At 42.9% G+C, this 15,406-nt stretch carries 19 protein-coding genes and 1 other annotated feature; of the genes, 10 read left to right on the top strand and 9 right to left on the bottom strand.

Annotated elements, in window-relative coordinates:
• Window position 1 precedes the first annotated feature (1 nt).
• Window positions 2-451 carry a hypothetical protein gene (locus tag AC0YOD_RS20340; protein ID WP_475801156.1) on the bottom strand — a complete coding sequence of 150 codons (450 nt, stop codon included), beginning with the start codon at window positions 449-451 and terminating at the stop codon, window positions 2-4.
• A gap of 160 nt (window positions 452-611) precedes the next feature.
• Between AC0YOD_RS20340 and AC0YOD_RS20335 the strand changes: the two genes are divergently transcribed.
• Together AC0YOD_RS20335 and AC0YOD_RS20330 are read left to right on the top strand one after the other, a co-directional pair.
• Window positions 612-1,778, top strand: coding sequence for an MFS transporter (locus tag AC0YOD_RS20335; RefSeq protein ID WP_475801155.1), 1,167 nt, complete (start codon window positions 612-614; stop codon window positions 1,776-1,778).
• A gap of 377 nt (window positions 1,779-2,155) precedes the next feature.
• Entirely contained in the window at window positions 2,156-2,527 is a 372-nt protein-coding gene (locus AC0YOD_RS20330) for a toprim domain-containing protein (RefSeq protein ID WP_475801154.1), read from the top strand.
• A 93-nt stretch (window positions 2,528-2,620) separates the two neighbouring features.
• Here the strand turns inward: AC0YOD_RS20330 and AC0YOD_RS20325 are convergent, their stop codons facing one another.
• The gene (locus AC0YOD_RS20325) at window positions 2,621-3,226 is read right to left on the bottom strand and encodes an SCO family protein (protein WP_475801153.1); all 606 of its coding nucleotides are present in this window, start codon (window positions 3,224-3,226) and stop codon (window positions 2,621-2,623) included.
• A gap of 33 nt (window positions 3,227-3,259) precedes the next feature.
• Entirely contained in the window at window positions 3,260-4,135 is an 876-nt protein-coding gene (gene cyoE, locus AC0YOD_RS20320; RefSeq protein ID WP_475801295.1) for a heme o synthase, read from the bottom strand.
• 239 nt (window positions 4,136-4,374) lie between these two features.
• On the opposite strand from cyoE, the gene AC0YOD_RS20315 reads away from it, so the two are divergent.
• Both AC0YOD_RS20315 and gerQ read left to right on the top strand, forming a co-directional pair.
• Window positions 4,375-4,797, top strand: a complete 423-nt coding sequence (locus tag AC0YOD_RS20315) for a cell wall hydrolase (RefSeq protein ID WP_475801152.1) — start codon at window positions 4,375-4,377, stop codon at window positions 4,795-4,797.
• A gap of 38 nt (window positions 4,798-4,835) precedes the next feature.
• A complete protein-coding gene (gene gerQ, locus AC0YOD_RS20310) occupies window positions 4,836-5,414 on the top strand; it encodes a spore coat protein GerQ (protein WP_475801151.1) in 579 nt (192 codons plus the stop codon).
• Window positions 5,415-5,433: 19 nt separating this feature from the next.
• On the opposite strand, the gene AC0YOD_RS20305 is transcribed toward gerQ, so the two are convergent.
• The gene (locus tag AC0YOD_RS20305; RefSeq protein ID WP_475801150.1) at window positions 5,434-5,718 is read right to left on the bottom strand and encodes a hypothetical protein; all 285 of its coding nucleotides are present in this window, start codon (window positions 5,716-5,718) and stop codon (window positions 5,434-5,436) included.
• Window positions 5,719-5,807: 89 nt separating this feature from the next.
• Between AC0YOD_RS20305 and AC0YOD_RS20300 the strand changes: the two genes are divergently transcribed.
• Entirely contained in the window at window positions 5,808-6,794 is a 987-nt protein-coding gene (locus tag AC0YOD_RS20300) for a metal-dependent hydrolase (RefSeq protein WP_475801294.1), read from the top strand.
• Window positions 6,795-6,951: 157 nt separating this feature from the next.
• On the opposite strand, the gene AC0YOD_RS20295 is transcribed toward AC0YOD_RS20300, so the two are convergent.
• Window positions 6,952-7,167, bottom strand: coding sequence for a small, acid-soluble spore protein, alpha/beta type (locus tag AC0YOD_RS20295; RefSeq protein WP_475801149.1), 216 nt, complete (start codon window positions 7,165-7,167; stop codon window positions 6,952-6,954).
• A 130-nt stretch (window positions 7,168-7,297) separates the two neighbouring features.
• On the opposite strand from AC0YOD_RS20295, the gene AC0YOD_RS20290 reads away from it, so the two are divergent.
• A complete protein-coding gene (locus AC0YOD_RS20290; protein ID WP_475801148.1) occupies window positions 7,298-7,474 on the top strand; it encodes a DUF5325 family protein in 177 nt (58 codons plus the stop codon).
• Between the two features lie 34 nt (window positions 7,475-7,508).
• Here the strand turns inward: AC0YOD_RS20290 and trpS are convergent, their stop codons facing one another.
• Window positions 7,509-8,498 (bottom strand): tryptophan--tRNA ligase, encoded by a 990-nt coding sequence (gene trpS, locus AC0YOD_RS20285; protein ID WP_475801147.1) that lies wholly within the window; start codon window positions 8,496-8,498, stop codon window positions 7,509-7,511.
• A 59-nt stretch (window positions 8,499-8,557) separates the two neighbouring features.
• Window positions 8,558-8,825: a binding site (T-box leader), on the bottom strand.
• Between the two features lie 178 nt (window positions 8,826-9,003).
• Here trpS and AC0YOD_RS20280 point away from each other — a divergent pair.
• Together AC0YOD_RS20280 and AC0YOD_RS20275 are read left to right on the top strand one after the other, a co-directional pair.
• Window positions 9,004-9,960 (top strand): permease, encoded by a 957-nt coding sequence (locus AC0YOD_RS20280; protein WP_475801146.1) that lies wholly within the window; start codon window positions 9,004-9,006, stop codon window positions 9,958-9,960.
• On the top strand, window positions 9,957-10,274 hold the full coding sequence (locus tag AC0YOD_RS20275; protein ID WP_475801145.1) for a DUF1980 domain-containing protein: 318 nt from the start codon (window positions 9,957-9,959) through the stop codon (window positions 10,272-10,274). The genes AC0YOD_RS20280 and AC0YOD_RS20275 overlap by 4 nt, the downstream gene beginning before the upstream one ends.
• 95 nt (window positions 10,275-10,369) lie before the next feature.
• Here AC0YOD_RS20275 and AC0YOD_RS20270 read toward each other — a convergent pair whose 3' ends face one another.
• Window positions 10,370-10,780, bottom strand: a complete 411-nt coding sequence (locus tag AC0YOD_RS20270) for an O-methyltransferase (protein WP_475801144.1) — start codon at window positions 10,778-10,780, stop codon at window positions 10,370-10,372.
• Between the two features lie 510 nt (window positions 10,781-11,290).
• Here AC0YOD_RS20270 and AC0YOD_RS20265 point away from each other — a divergent pair.
• Window positions 11,291-12,556 (top strand): methyl-accepting chemotaxis protein, encoded by a 1,266-nt coding sequence (locus AC0YOD_RS20265; protein ID WP_475801143.1) that lies wholly within the window; start codon window positions 11,291-11,293, stop codon window positions 12,554-12,556.
• Between the two features lie 80 nt (window positions 12,557-12,636).
• On the opposite strand, the gene AC0YOD_RS20260 is transcribed toward AC0YOD_RS20265, so the two are convergent.
• Together AC0YOD_RS20260 and AC0YOD_RS20255 are read right to left on the bottom strand one after the other, a co-directional pair.
• Window positions 12,637-13,440, bottom strand: coding sequence for a (2Fe-2S)-binding protein (locus tag AC0YOD_RS20260; RefSeq protein WP_475801142.1), 804 nt, complete (start codon window positions 13,438-13,440; stop codon window positions 12,637-12,639).
• 83 nt (window positions 13,441-13,523) lie between these two features.
• Window positions 13,524-14,417 carry a fumarylacetoacetate hydrolase family protein gene (locus AC0YOD_RS20255; RefSeq protein WP_475801141.1) on the bottom strand — a complete coding sequence of 298 codons (894 nt, stop codon included), beginning with the start codon at window positions 14,415-14,417 and terminating at the stop codon, window positions 13,524-13,526.
• Window positions 14,418-14,562: 145 nt separating this feature from the next.
• On the opposite strand from AC0YOD_RS20255, the gene AC0YOD_RS20250 reads away from it, so the two are divergent.
• Window positions 14,563-15,390: a polysaccharide deacetylase family protein gene (locus AC0YOD_RS20250; RefSeq protein ID WP_475801140.1), complete on the top strand. Its 828-nt coding sequence runs from the start codon at window positions 14,563-14,565 to the stop codon at window positions 15,388-15,390.
• Window positions 15,391-15,406 lie beyond the last annotated feature (16 nt).

The raw sequence follows: 15,406 nt of genomic DNA, 5'->3' as shown, positions 1-15,406 counted from the left end.
ATCACCCGTTCTGCTTTGCTTGATCGATGAATGATTGGATCGTACTGTCGATCTCCCATTTGCCGAGTGAAGCTCCACGGAATGAAACAGCAACCTCTTTGTCACCGGGTTTTCCCGTTAGTTCAACATTGTTTGTTTTTACAGAGAACGTGCCATCCGCATTGGTAACAAAAGTTGCGTCCTTCGCCTCTCCCACCATTGCGCTCACTGCTTCCTGCTTCACTGTGCCTGCGACCTTGGAGCCAATCTCCTTCAGGTCATCCATGCTGTAGCCGCTGTAAACGACAAGACCGATTACGATAACAGCAACAATCGCCCATTTTACAACCGTCTTCACAATGCGAACAATAAGAAACAATACGATAAGTGCAACGACAAGTACCAACCAATGCTCTTTGAAGAATGTAATCCAAGTGTCAAAGTCATACGTAGAAAAATCTAAAAAATCCAATCCGATCCCCTCCATTATACCTCGTACGAAAACTCATTACAAAATATTATAACCTACGAAATATAAGGCGTAAACGTCGTCTTCCTTTTTATCCAGACATATCCTGTCCTACTGGAACGTACAAGTATATAAGAATGTAATTGGCAAGGAGGACAGCCCTTTGAAAACCGCAATATGGCTTTATTTATTTCTGTTTGTCGCCTTTTTTGATTTGCATGCGCAATACCCGATTCTTACACCTTTCGCTATTTCTTTAGGCGCAGCCCCTTCCTTTATTGGATTGATGATGGGCATGTACTCCATTACACATTTGCCTGGCAATCTTATTGCCGGCTATGGCGTCGATCGGTATGGCAGCCGTTTGTTTATCGTCTTCAGCCTTATGGCAGCAGGCGCTGTGCTATTGTTTCAATCACATGTAACAAACCCTTGGGAGCTGCTTTTCCTTCGCTCGATCAGCGGTTTCGTTCTAGCCTTTCTATCACCGGCTTGTTTAGCACTGCTTGCTAGAATTTCAAACGATCGAACAGAACAGGGCAAGCTTATGGCAGGGAATGGTCTTGTTCATACACTCGCATCAGTCGTATCTCCCGCAGCAGGCGCATATTTAGTTGCTAAAATCGGTTTTGCTACAGCATTCACCATGCTTGGCTGGGTCCTAATTGTGACGGCAGTTTGTGCTTTGTTTTTCATTAAGGATATTAAGCCGCTGACAGATGCTAATGATCAAGCCGCTTCCCCTTCCACAGTCAAAAAAGAGAAGCTGCCGCTGGAGCAACCTGTTTCCGTTCCATGGCTTGTCTATTTACTCCCCGTTTCTATCAGTTGCGCACAGGGGATTTTGTCCTTTGAGCTTCCTTTGCTTGCTAAGACACAAGAGGCTATGCTTACGACAGGCTTATTATTTTCCGTTGTCAGTATCGGGGCTCTCGTTACATTAAGCATGCTCTTCTTAAATCGTGTATCCGCTTTTCAGCGAACGTTATGGGGATCCCTTGCGCTGGCAATCGTTTATTTTGGAATAGCAGCTGATCTGCATGCTCCTTTCGCCATTATGCTGCTCCTTGTGGGTATGGCCAAAGGCATTATTTTACCGGCATTGTCGACCTTGCTAATAGAGCTTAGCGGCGGTGCGCGCTACGGACGAACCTTTTCTATCCTATCCATCGCATTCTCAGTTGGCGCATTTATAGGTCCTATGGCTGCTGGACAATTGCGCAATCACATATCGCCCTATTATATTGCTTTCATAGCGCTTATGATTGCTGTATCGGTACTCCCGCTGCATCTTTCACGTTCCATTCCCACTCGCACAAATTTTACTTAGAACTGGGTACTCGCACAGAGCTAACGGCACTAAGACACATACAATACCGTGTGACAGATGTCCCTCCGCCAATGCCAATAAGAAGCGGAGCACCATCCTAGCTATTGCGATAAGGAAAAGGGGTGACCATAGATGTCTGCAAATGTAGAGTCCGTTCAAAGGGGTTGCGGTTACAACGGTTTCTCAAATCTGGGAACCATACTTGTATTATTTATATTGCTTGTTATCATCGCTTGCACTTGTATGTGGTAGGACATATTGCTTATGAACGGCCTGCATCCGCAGGTCGTTTTTTTATCGGTAAAAATGATGATTAGTGGTAAACTAAATCTAACCAAATAAATTGATTACCATTTTACTGACGCGAGGTGACCGCATTGGACGTTGCTATTATCGTAGAAGGAAAAAATGATAGAAGCAGATTAAAGCGCGTGCTCAAAGGAGATATCGCCCTTCTCTGCACCTTCGGCACACCTGGCTCAGAGCAGCTTGATAAACTGCGTAAAGAAGTTGGAAATAGTCAGGTATATATCTTTACCGATAATGATTCTTCAGGAAAACGAATTCGTTTTTTGCTGCGAGATCTCTTCCCGGATGCTGAGCATATCTACACCCGCAGAGGTTATTCCGGCGTTGAGCACACACCGCTTGACTATTTAATCGCACAGTTGGAAAAAGCCGGACTTCAAGAGCATATTGAATATGGTGAGCAAAGCGCACCCGCTCCATGGACGAAGGATGAATTTTGAAGAAAGATCGGACATGCTGTCAATTGAAGCAGCTCAGCCGGGCACTCCCAAAAAAAGAGCGCATAAGCTGTCTGCTTATACGCTCTTTTCATTCTATAAAAGCTTGTTTAATTCATCTACAATTTGCTTAGCTGTTAGATCCTCATCACTGCCGCTGATCCATTTGCGAATTTGACCGTCTTGATCAACAATCGTAATGACATTCATATGTGCATATGTGCCATCTTCATTCTTCATGGCAGTGGCGCCAAAGTCACCTGCCAGCTTAAGCGTTGTTGCTTCATCCCCGCGCAAGAAGCGCCAGCCATTGAAATCAACATCGAGACGCTTAGCAAAATCACGTATAACCTCCGGTGTATCGCGAACGGGATCAAAGGTTATCGAAATAAGCTCTGCCTTCGTGCCCAGCGTTCCTTCCTTAGCTAGCTCGTCCTGAACCTGTGATAGCAAGAATGTCGTCGGAGGACACACATCCGGGCAATTAGCAAAGTAGAAATAGACGATCCGAGCTTTGCCATTCGTTGATTCCAGGGATACCGGATTGCCGTCAATATCCGCCATCTCAAAGGCTGGAGCAGGCGCCAATACAGGAAGCGTCTCTTTTGGCTTCATGCCGTACGTAATAAATAAATAAATGCCCATTACTGCGCAAAGCGCGAGAACTGCAATTTTAAAAATATGCTTTTTTACAAAAACCACATCTTCACTCCTCAGCATCATTACATAGCATTATTACATTCTTGTATCTAAAATCATAACAATGAATATAACCATTAAATAGTTGACGGAAATCAAAAAGTTAGTTTTTGCCCATTTGTCTGTATCTTTCGCACTGGTGCCTCTCAGTGTATGAACGAGCCAAACCACTGCAATGACAAGCGATATAATCAAGAAGTAAATGCCTACATAACCATACGTATAAAACAGAATGGAAGTCGGCAACAGCAAAGCGATGTAAGGAATCATTTGAAGCTTAGTACGCTTGATTCCTTTCACGACAGGCAATAATGGAAAACCAGCTGCGCGATACTCCTCTACACGTCTAATTGCAAGCGACCAGAAATGTGCCGGCTGCCATAAGAACAGCAAAGCGAATAAAATCCATGCGCCTGCATCTACTTCTTGTGTAACTGCGCAATAGCCAATTACCGGAGGCATAGCTCCTGAAATCCCGCCAATCGATGTACTCCAAGTTGATGAGCGTTTTAGCCACATCGTATAGATAACAATGTATACAAACCATCCTAAAAGTCCCAGCCATCCAGCCAATGGATGGATGAGAATGAATAATACGGCTAGTCCTACAACTCCTAAAATAATGCCATAAGCCAGCACCGTTCCCGGCTTCATTCGTCCCGTCGGCAGCGCGCGATTTTTCGTTCGCTCCATTTTCAAATCCAATTCACGATCCCAATAATTGTTAATGACAGTTGCCGAAGCAATCGTCAATGTTGAACCAATAAGCGTCCAAAGGAGTAACAAAAAATCAATATCCCATTTGGAAGCAACCAAGAAACCGCCTAGCGCGGCGAAAATATTCAACCGAAGCAGCCCTGGTTTTGTCAATGCAATTAAGTCTTTCAGCACGTAGAAAGCCTCCCGAGTTATACGACAAGACGCCTTAACGCCTATCTTTTATTGATGAATCGTTACTAATCATACCGAAAAAAAGTGGCAAAGACAACGTTCGACCATTTTGTTCATGATTTTGCCACGCAAATTGTGACAAATCATTTAGTAACCATTTTGGCTGGCGCCTAATACAATGATTATGTAGTTGGGTGCCTATGACAAAACGCGTTTCAAACCGCCCTATAGTATGCGAAGGGATGTGAACCGTCAAACCTATGGCAGTAATCAAAACGAATTCCGAAGATACAAAGATGCTTGCAAGGCTCATGCGAGCGGAAGCTGAAGGTGAAGGTGAGCTCGGGATGCTTATGGTTGGCAATGTCGGCGTGAATCGCGTACTCGGCAATTGCCTGGACTTCAGAAACATACGCTCTATACCTGATATGGTCTACCAAAGCCCCGGTGGTTTCGAAGCAACGACAAAAGGATATTTCTATCAGTCAGCAAGAGACAAAGATATCCGATTGGCAAAACGAGTGATCAACGGGGAACGTCAGCACCCAGCCTCTAATGCGCTATGGTTTTTCAGACCTGAAGGTAACTGTCCGGATACCTGGTGGGATCAAGCGAATAGCGGTCGCTACAAAAAACATTGCTTCTTTATCCCTACATCAAGTGATTGTCCTTCTGTATACTAATTCATTATTTCCAACGTGCGAAAGCGAGGAACATGATAATGTCTAACGGTTATGGTTACAAAAATGCGGTAAGCCCCGCAAACACAGCTCCTGCTCAAGGTTTTGGTTACGGAGGCGGCTATGGCAACTATCCTTACCAACCAATGGGAGGCGGACAGCCGACTCCATTTCCAATGAACACTGGCGTTCAGCCAATGCAAACGATGCAAGGGATGCAAGGAATGCAAGGAATGCAAATACCTCCAAGTGTACCTAGCGGAGCCTTTGTTACACCGTCTGGAGGAAATATCGTTACACTCCCATCTGTCGAAGAATCATATGTAGAGAACATTTTACGTTTGAACCGTGGTAAAGTCGGTACCTTCTACATGACATATGAGAACAATCGCGAGTGGAACGCTAAAATTTTCAAAGGCACCATTTTGGCAGCAGGTCGCGATCACATTATTATAGCTGATCCTACAACGGGCATGCGCTACTTACTTTTGACTCTCAACCTTGACTATGTTACGTTCGATGAGCCAATTGCATATGAATATCCCTTTCACGGACAGACGATAAGCTCTTCCACGCCGCTTGGCACAGCCACTCTCGGTACTGCGAACGGAAGTCGTTAATTCGTTAATCAGCAAGAGCTTACACATTTACCGGCTTAAATGTCCAAATATGCATTTTTCCAGGTCCGCCAACTATCCATTCCGTTAATCGGAACCAAGGAGAACGCTCATTGCAGCGTTCTTTTTTGATCCGTTCAGCATCCTCCAAACTTGACGCTTGCCATACCTCGACAAATAAGCCTGGCTGATCTGTTCCTTCATATATATATACGTCGTTTTCTCCTTTAAGCAAATCGGCCGTATAAGCAAGAAATTGATCACGGAACTCATCTATTATTCGATACTCTGCAAAGCATATATGCATGTTTCTCGTCTCCTTATGATTACATTGATAAAATTCCCTTAAAACGCTGATACTACACCTAGTTATTTGAATTTAGGGAGGGCTTACTCATTGATACAGGGACACATCTGGTAATGGGGATTGGATTGGCTGGTCTAGCCGCAGTCGATCCTGTTGTAGCATCGAATCATTCCATTCAAACTGCTGTTTTGCTTGGCACTGTTATAGGATCTCAAGCACCTGACTTAGATGGTCTTCTTAGGCTAAAAGGGAATGCATTTTATATACGGCATCATCGAGGCATCTCGCATTCCTTGCCTGCCATCGCCATCTGGACCATATTAATAACGAGTATTCTTCAATTATTTTATAGAGGCAGCTTGCCTTGGCTTCACGTTGGAGGCTGGGTGCTGCTCGCAGTCTGTGTTCATGTATTTACTGACCTTTTCAATACGTATGGAACACAAGCTATGAGACCCTTTACGGAAAAGTGGATATCGTGGAATATTATCCACATATTCGATCCCATTATTTTCACGGTACACGTAATAGCTATTCTACTTTGGGCTGCAGGTTTAGTAAATCCCGCACTCCTGTTTCCACCCATGTATGCCTTGCTAGCCATTTATTTCGTTTGGCGAACATGGTCCTCTAGGCGTACCGTTAAAAAACTGCAACATCGGGACTCTGAGTATCATGATGGCGATCATTACATTGCGATACCAACTATATCGTTATCTATTTGGAATGTTGTTAAGCAAACGAAAACAGGAAGCTTCGTGATTGGGAATTTACGCGGAGGCACCTTACAATGGCTCGACCACGTCCATTGCTCCGATCACCCTGCAGTAGCCAAATCCAAAAACGAGCCTGCTATTCAATCCTTCTTATATTTCACAAGCTTTGCCTGCGCCGAGGTTCGAGAGCATAGCTGGGGCTATGAAGTGAGATGGTCTGATGTTCGTTATCGGCATCGCAAGCAGTACCCATTCGTCGGCGTTTTACTAATGAACAAGAAATATGAAACGATTGGCTCTTACGTCGGTTGGTTAAGTGATGAACGCTTAATGAAGCGGCTGCGCATGGATACGTATTAAATTCGACTCCAGAAAGTCCCTTGACTCAAAATAGAGGGGCTTTCTTTTTTTTGTGCTAAAATAGAGCGTAACGCTATTTATTTTCAATGTTTATTGTACAATAAAAAAGCCCAAGGCAAGCCTTGGGCTTTTATTAAACGTAGTGTATGAAGAGTAATTAGCGGTTGCCGCCAGACAATTGTTGTTCAGCGATTTGTACTAGTTTCTTCGTAATGTAGCCACCAAGGGAACCAGCATCACGAGTTGAAACATTACCGTAATAGCCATCTTGAGGAATTTGCACGCCTAGTTCTTGTGCTGCCTCAAGTTTCATTTGTTGCAAAGCTTGACCCGCTTGTGGAACAATAAGTTGACCGCTTCTGTTACTTGCCATAATGTATTTCTCCTTTCGTCCTCTGCACTTTAATGTGTGTTGCAAGCTTGCAAGCTTATTATGTGCATGATAGGAGAAAGTATGCTCCCTTGAAAAAATATATTTACAATTTGTTAAGGAGATTAACCCGATGCCAAAATCACTCTCATTATTCTTTTCAGTGCTTGCGATCATATTCTTAAGCGCCATGTCCGTCGCCATCAGCTACAGCGTTTGGTATGTGCTATTGTTTGGCCTACTGAGTCTCTTCACTATTGGTGCCGGTTTTATAGTGAAAGCTCGCTTGCGGAGAAAAAAACAAGGCTGACGCTAGGCGCCAGCCTTGTTTTTTTGTTGAAAGACTAGCCGCGAGGCTGCAAAAAGCCCATGCGCTCTCTTACGTCAGCAAGCGTGCGATCAGCGATTACAGTTGCACGTTCAGCACCTTGCTTCAGAATCTGATGGATCTCACCTGAGCTCCGAATTTCATTATAACGAGCTTGCAATGGTTCCAATACAGCAACGACATGCTCCGCGAGATCCTTCTTGAAAGGACCATAACCTTGGCCTTCATAGCGTGCTTCGATTTCTGGAATCGTCATGTTCGCACAATGTGCGTAAATACCGAGCAAATTACTGATCTCTGGCTTATTTGCAGGATCATATTTCACTTCACGCCCTGAATCGGTAGTTGCGCGACTAATCTTTTTGCGAATAACAGAAGGCGGATCAAGCAATAGAATCGAGCTGCCTGCATTAGGATTGCTTTTACTCATTTTTTTGCTTGCATCATCAAGTGACATGATCCGTGCGCCTACTTTTGGAATGTACGGCTCTGGCATTGTAAAATAATTACCGAAACGAGTATTAAAGCGATGTGCTAAATCACGTGTTAGCTCCAAATGCTGCTTCTGATCTTCACCAACTGGAACAAGATCAGCATTATAAACGAGTATATCGGCAGCCATCAATGATGGATAAACGAACAAGCCAGCTCCCACTGAATCTTTACCCTCAGATTTATCTTTAAATTGCGTCATTCTCTCCAGCTCGCCCATATTGGTAAGAGTCGTTAACAACCATCCAAGTTCAGCATGCGCGCGAACGTGGGATTGGACAAAAACATTGGCTTTAGCCGGATCGATGCCTGCTGCAATAAACATTGCCGCTACTGATTCTGTTTGTTCACGAAGCGCAGCAGGTTCTTGCGCAACCGTAATCGCATGTAAATCGACAACCATAAAGAAACATTCCTCGGTATGCTGTAATTTCACGAAATTTTGCATAGCCCCAATATAGTTCCCCAACGTAAGCTGACCGCTTGGCTGAATGCCTGAAAGCACTTTTTTCATTATTCCTCTACTCCCTTTTCTTCTCATTTTTAGCCTAAAAACGCAAAAAAGCCCCCGCCGCAAGGGACGAGAGATCGTGGTGCCACCCTAATTCGCTTATAGTGCGCTGCGCTCTCTAAACTTGAAGAAACGCATGCTGCTCATCTATAAGCCTTCATACTCCATAACGGGGAGTGACCGTACAAACATCCTCGGCAACGAATGTTGACGCATTCCGTTCATAGGCTCCGGGGCCCATTCAGCATCGAGGCTTGCACCGGCTCGCAGCAACCGCCGGCTTTCTGTGCGCAATCATTCGAGCTTACTTGTTCCCATCATCGCAATAAAGTAATTATACATCCGGCAACTTCAATGTCAAGACGCTAGAGTTGTCCTAATGTACGAATGACATGCATAAGCTATATAAATTCAATAATCGTAATCCTTACTGAAAGAAAGGATACTATTCATGCAAAAATTTCTTTTTCGTTTCGTTACACCTATGCTCGGGGTAGGATGTCTCATCATGCTGACGCTAATAGTGACCCAACGAGAACTACCGCTGCAATTATTTACTACGGCAAACTTGCAAACGTTCAAAATATTATTTATTAGCATTATATTAGAAGCTTTTCCTTTCATTTTGCTTGGCGTATTATTTTCTGCGTTGCTGCAAGTGTTCGTTACAGATGAATTCATTCGAAAATATACGCCGAAAAATCCTATTGCCGGTGTTTTGTTCGGTGCTTTCCTAGGCTTATTATTCCCGCTGTGCGAATGTGGAATGATTCCCGTCGTTCGCCGTCTTATTCGAAAAGGAATGCCCGCTTATATAGGAATTGTCTACCTGCTGGCGGGTCCAATCGTTAATCCCATTGTATTCACCTCAACCTTAGCAGCCTTTCGTACAACACCTGAAATGGCATACTCACGAATGGGACTAGCTTTCGCAGTCTCTGTTCTTGTCGGCTTGATCCTATATCGATTTATGCGCAAGAGTCCACTCAAGGAGTCCTCTGGTTTCAAAATGATCGGTCATAATCATAATCATGATGAGCACATGAATGGAAAAGGGGTACGCGGCAGAATGGCTTCCATCTTGTCGCATGCTTCTGATGAATTTTTTGAAATGGGAAAATATTTGATCTTCGGAGCGTTTCTAACAGCAATCATTCAGGCTGTTGTCGATCATAACATACTCGTTTCATTTGCCGAGCAGCCCTTCTACTCTTATTTATTCATGATGGCATTCGCTTTTATACTATCCATTTGCTCCACTTCAGATGCTTTTATCGCATCCTCATTTAACGGCATTTTTGATTTTGGACCATTGCTCGCTTTTCTTGTATTCGGTCCCATGATCGATTTAAAAAATACGTTAATGCTGTTCAGTACCTTCCGAGTTAAGATCGTACTCGTATTAATCGCTCTTACTGCAATACTGACACTTATTGGAGCTTGGATAACGGAGGTTCTGCTATGACTCATCATCTCATTAGAGCAGCCATACTAACGGGGTTTGCTATGTATATCGTTTACTTGGACCGCAGCGGTGAAATGCTTCTTTATGTTGAACCCAACATGGTGCTCTATGTGAAGATTTCGGCACTAGGCTTATACGCTGCTGCCATTTATCAAGTATTCGCAGCTATCCAGAAGCGAATCGGCAGCCCACCGACAAGCTGTGATTGTGAGCATGACCATCCCCCTTCCGTTTTAAAAAGCATCTTAGTTTATGGTCTATTCATCATCCCGCTGCTGCTTGGTTTTCTTGTTCCAAGCGGCGTATTAGGCTGACTAATCTCACTAACCATTTTTAGCTATCATAAGCAAAAGGGGCGTCGCATCATGCGTCACCCCTTTTTTTATACAGAATAATGAGGCTTCATTCTTTATTGTGAATCCCATATCGTATTTTGCTTTGGATAATAGCGTGAATTCCAGTTGGACATATTATAATTAGATTCATAGAGAACGCTCGCTGACCAAGAATTGGCGTTAGCGCTCGAACGTACTGAGAAATCATAAAGAATCTCCCCATGCGTCCATTCCCTTCTGAATTTGAGCGCATCCATTGCCATTTGGCGGAAAGCTTGTACCTGTGTTGCAGTCATACCTTGACTTTGAGCTTCAAACTTTCCATTCTTCGATTCGATGGGATGATGCTTCATTCCGAACTTACCTACTGCATTGTTGCGAATTTGAATCAAAACAGTCCCTGCAGTTGCATTCGTCAATTCACCTTCAAGCTGACGAAAAACAAAATCCACCTGACGAGCGAGCGATACTGAATCAATTTCCATAATGTCCATCCTCCAATTAATATAATCATTAATGAATGCGCTTACATATAGGTCTTAACGCATATTATATAGTTCAATACTAGCACTTTCAATACTTATTTCGACATTATTTTCTATTTATTTAAATATTTACATATTAATTTTTAATAAAATATCATTTGTGTGATTAATAAATAAACTCTTCGATTAGAAATCGAAAAATATATTATAACTTTCGAACTATTATCATTTAAACCTCGCGTTTATTGTGGTATTTCTATTCATTTCATGGCTATGTAAAATCTTTTTAGTAACTTCGGACTACTATTTTTAATCCATAAAATAATGTATACACATGACTATAATGGTATCATCTTCTAATTTATTTCACACCGAAAAGGTCTTTGGTATTTTCCGAAAAGCCCTTTGCGGTCATGCTTTCTTAATTATTTTCCTAAATCGACAATTATAGACCTATTTCGCAATGGGTGCTATAATATGGATAATCTATATTAAAGGAGCGCATACATAATGGTCCAATGGTACTATTCGCTTTCAGTCCGCAATAAGCTGTTGATCACTTCCTATCTTAACCTGTTAGTGTTTGCCGCAATCATGCTTATCGTTTTATCTGCTTCAGGTGGCTCGGTTATTAGTGGCATTATTGTTACCATCATTATGGCAATCGCAGTATTGCCGCTCGTCTCCTTTATTGAGAAGTCAATCAATAACTCCTACGATGAAGTCAGAGATACGGCACTTCGTATTTCCAAAGGTGACTTTACACAGAGAATAGATACAACCTCGTCGGCATCATTAGGTGAGCTTGGTTATTCTTTCAACAGCATGATTGATAAACTTCGTGATATCTTAATGGAAACAACCAACATCATTCGGCACGTTTCTGAAACAAGTCACAGTATTTTTGATAAGAACAACAATATTCAGATTGCTATGCAACAAGTTGCAGCTTCTGCAAATGAGCTGGCTACCGGCGCAAATGAAATCTCGGAAGATGTATCTCATATGAGTGAATCCATTACAGAAATTGAAGAGAAGGTTTCTGACTATGCAGATTCTACAAAGGAAATGAATACACGTTCTGAGCAAACGCTTCAACTTGTAGACAAAGGAATGAAAGCGCTCGATGTACAAGCTGAGGGCATGCGTCGCAACGTAGAAGCTACTGCCAAAGTATCTGCAACGATTGAAGATCTCGCTCAAAAAGCGAAAGGCATCAGCGCAATTACAACGACGATTTCTGATTTAGCTGAACAAACGAACCTCCTATCACTCAATGCTTCCATTGAAGCAGCAAGAGCGGGCGAGCACGGCAGAGGATTTGCAGTCGTTGCACAAGAGGTTCGAAAGCTCGCAGAAGAGTCTTCAGCTTCAACGAAGCAAGTATTCCAATTGGTAAAAAGTATTGATGAGGGCATTAAGCATACCATCACCAATATGAAAACCAACGAAGAGGTTGTGCAGCTGCAAACTGCTCATATTAAAGAATCGGAAGTTGTTTTCTCCGAAATCGTAGAAAGCGTTCAGTTTATAACGAATAAAATTTATGCCTTCTCACAAGAAAGCGATGCTATGCTTGAGAGTGCTCGCAAAATATCCGCTGTCATTCAAAATATTTCCGCTATTACACAGCAATCAGCAGCAGGAACTGAGCAGGTATCAGCTTCTATGAATGAGCAAATCGCTTCCGTGCAAGCTGTCGTTGAGGAAACAGAGCGGATGCGTACGATGTCAGGACAGCTTCTGAAAACAATAAATGTATTCAAAATGAAATAATTACTTTTATAAAGACCAATAGAAAGCCCCTCATTAGCCGTTGGTTTAACGGCTAATGAGGGGCTTTTGTTCGATTAAGGCTATTTCTGTGATCGACATGCAACACGGCGTTCCTCACGTTCACTTTCCTTAATCCTAGGACAAGAGAAGCAGTAGGAGCCTCCTTCAACCAAATAGTACATACAACAAGCATTTTTCAATTTAATTTGCCTATCTGGATTATCCATCGATTCCGTCAGTCTGACTTTCACATCGAATGGGTTTCTTTTTCTTCCGAACTTTTCAGCTTCAAGCAGCTTAACAAGCTCAAAGTTTATGGTCGCCTGCTGCTTCAATTGTTCGTTCTGGTCCGAATTCATAAGGCTATCGTATCCGTACTGGAGAGAAGTTGGTAACTGACCCCAGAGCATTGCTACACCGAGCGATCCAACCTTGGCTATCGACTCAAATATCGGTCGAACCGTATACTCAAAATAGTCGCCTATTTTCTTTTTTGCCCATTCATTTCGTTCAATTGGCTGTTCAGGACCCTCCTGCAGTTCGAAGTCGTGAAGCAGAAAACCGCAGCGATAATATTTAAAATCATTATATGTATCCGAATAGATTTCAACAGTTAAATTATTTAATGATAAGTTCGGTGTCTTGTTCCAAGCTGATAATATATAAAGAAGACCCAGCATTGGACCTCTAAACCAGGAGGTCATGTAGGCTTCCCCTACAGACTGCTCCTTCCCTTTAACAAGCGGGGTATAGAGCGCCAACAAAGACTTCATATGCCCTTCATCCAATAAATCGGCGGCCAAACAACGATAAACAGTATTCTCGCGTGGTTCCGTAAATAAATCATAATCCTTAGCGAGGCTTGCCATTATTTCATTACTCATTTTGGCTTTCGTCCCTCTCAATAACTTGATGCTCATTATATATTGATGCTGCCTTTATATTATACATCAGGCGATAATGATTATCAATGAGAAGAAGACATCGTTATACTTAGCTCTCCAAGCTGCTCGATTTGTACCGTGACCACGTCACCTGCTTTTAAATAAACACGTTTGTCCCTTGGGTATCCTACAACAACCCCCTCAGGTGTTCCCGTTAAAATAATATCACCAGGCATAAGAGTCATATGCTGTGAAATATAGCTTATAATCGTTTGACAAGAAAATATCATATCAGCCGTATTGGAGTTTTGCTTCTGTACACCATTTACGTTACATGATATGGAAAGATTATTCGGATCGCTCACCTCATCCTTTGTTACAATGTAGGGTCCTATCGGTGCAAAGCCGTCACAGCTTTTACCCAGCAACCACTGTGATGTACGACGCTGTAAATTACGCGCTGAGAGATCATTGGCACAGCAATAGCCGAATACATAATCAAGTGCCGAGGCTTCCTCAACGTCCTTCGCTGTCTTCCCCATGATGATGGCAAGCTCTGCCTCATAGTCCACCTCGTTGCTAGTATGCGGAATGATAACGGTATCACCATGTGCGCTTAGCGCATTAGCGAATTTATTGAACAGGATCGGCGACGTCGGAATTTCAGCCTTCGTTTCTTCCGCATGCTTGCGGTAATTCAAACCGACACAAATAATTTTTTGGGTTGCTGTGACCGCAGGCGCGAATACAAGCGATGATTCCTCTAAGAAAAACACTTCATTAGGATTTTCAAGAGCAGTATTGATAACGTTATTAAGCTCTGAAATGGCGGTCGCTCCGCCACTAATCACTTCCTCCATCGAGGATGGAGCATTTATATGAAAAACTTCTGATGCAGCAGCGATATCCATAATTCCAGCCTCGGTACGTGCGCCTAGCTTGATTTCATTAAGTCGTTTATATTGTAAAAGCTTCATCCAGCGTATCCCCTTTTCTTCTCCAATTATTTCTACTCATTATCTTAAGCTTCCCCTTTTTCAATGTAAAGTGTATGAAAGAGAATGTCATGGGTAAAATAGCGGCACAACGCCTATACATACAAGTGAGGACTGATGCGGCAGCATGAAGACTATTCAGCTTAAAATCGTAAAATACTTTGTAGCTACAGCTTTAACTACATGTCTTCTGCTGGGCAATGCTCCAAATTCAAGCCTTATTTACGGAAGCAGTGCAAAGCAGACGATAACTAAGCCCGAAAAAAGAAAAAAACAACGTTCGCAATCCAGCATGTCTTGGGTCCAGCTTCACAAACAGTTTCCACGCTCTTTTCTATTAAATGGCCCGCGAGATAGCAAACGTGTGGCGCTTACGTTTGATGATGCGCCTGATCCACGGTTCACTCCGGCTATTTTAGATATTTTAGCGCAATACGATGTATGTGCGACTTTCTTTATTGTTGGAACCCGTGCGTCCAAAAACCCAGCTTTAGTAAGTAGAATACATAAGGAAGGGCATATTATCGGAAATCACTCCTACGATCATGCCGTATTATCAAAGCTTTCTCTAACGAATTACATGAAACAAATCCAACGCACCGATAAAATTATTAAAAATATCGTGGGCTACTCCCCTCACTTTATAAGACCGCCATACGGCGAAACGATACCGCAGCAAGTGAACTGGAGCAAGAGTGCCGGGTATACAATTGTAAACTGGGATGTCGACTCTGTTGATTGGAAGAACAATCCGAGCTCAGCAAGCGTCATCCATAATATCAAAAAAACCTTGCAGCCGGGCTCAATCGTACTTCAACATGCTGGAGGCGGGAGCGGACAGGACCTTTCAGGGACGATTCAAGCATTGCCGAGCATTATTCAATTGCTTCAGAGTAAAGGTTACCAGTTAGTAACGCTACCTGAGCTGGTAGGACAAGCAGCCGCACGTAAATAAAAAGAGAAGCCGATAT

It is taken from the genome of Paenibacillus sp. J31P13, from assembly GCF_056269295.1.
Note: the sequence above shows the minus strand (reverse complement) of the source record. Positions and strands in the feature narration are given on the sequence as shown.

Coding starts and splice junctions, on each gene's coding strand:
- AC0YOD_RS20315 (WP_475801152.1), top strand. CDS start 4,375: ATGGCAGTAATCAAAACGAATTCCGAAGATACAAAGATGCTTGCAAGG.
- AC0YOD_RS20265 (WP_475801143.1), top strand. CDS start 11,291: ATGGTCCAATGGTACTATTCGCTTTCAGTCCGCAATAAGCTGTTGATC.
- AC0YOD_RS20295 (WP_475801149.1), bottom strand. CDS start 7,167: ATGGCAAGTAACAGAAGCGGTCAACTTATTGTTCCACAAGCGGGTCAA.
- AC0YOD_RS20270 (WP_475801144.1), bottom strand. CDS start 10,780: ATGGAAATTGATTCAGTATCGCTCGCTCGTCAGGTGGATTTTGTTTTT.
- AC0YOD_RS20260 (WP_475801142.1), bottom strand. CDS start 13,440: ATGAGTAATGAAATAATGGCAAGCCTCGCTAAGGATTATGATTTATTT.
- trpS (WP_475801147.1), bottom strand. CDS start 8,498: ATGAAAAAAGTGCTTTCAGGCATTCAGCCAAGCGGTCAGCTTACGTTG.
- AC0YOD_RS20280 (WP_475801146.1), top strand. CDS start 9,004: ATGCTGACGCTAATAGTGACCCAACGAGAACTACCGCTGCAATTATTT.
- AC0YOD_RS20290 (WP_475801148.1), top strand. CDS start 7,298: ATGCCAAAATCACTCTCATTATTCTTTTCAGTGCTTGCGATCATATTC.
- gerQ (WP_475801151.1), top strand. CDS start 4,836: ATGTCTAACGGTTATGGTTACAAAAATGCGGTAAGCCCCGCAAACACA.
- AC0YOD_RS20305 (WP_475801150.1), bottom strand. CDS start 5,718: ATGCATATATGCTTTGCAGAGTATCGAATAATAGATGAGTTCCGTGAT.
- AC0YOD_RS20255 (WP_475801141.1), bottom strand. CDS start 14,417: ATGAAGCTTTTACAATATAAACGACTTAATGAAATCAAGCTAGGCGCA.
- AC0YOD_RS20250 (WP_475801140.1), top strand. CDS start 14,563: ATGAAGACTATTCAGCTTAAAATCGTAAAATACTTTGTAGCTACAGCT.
- AC0YOD_RS20275 (WP_475801145.1), top strand. CDS start 9,957: ATGACTCATCATCTCATTAGAGCAGCCATACTAACGGGGTTTGCTATG.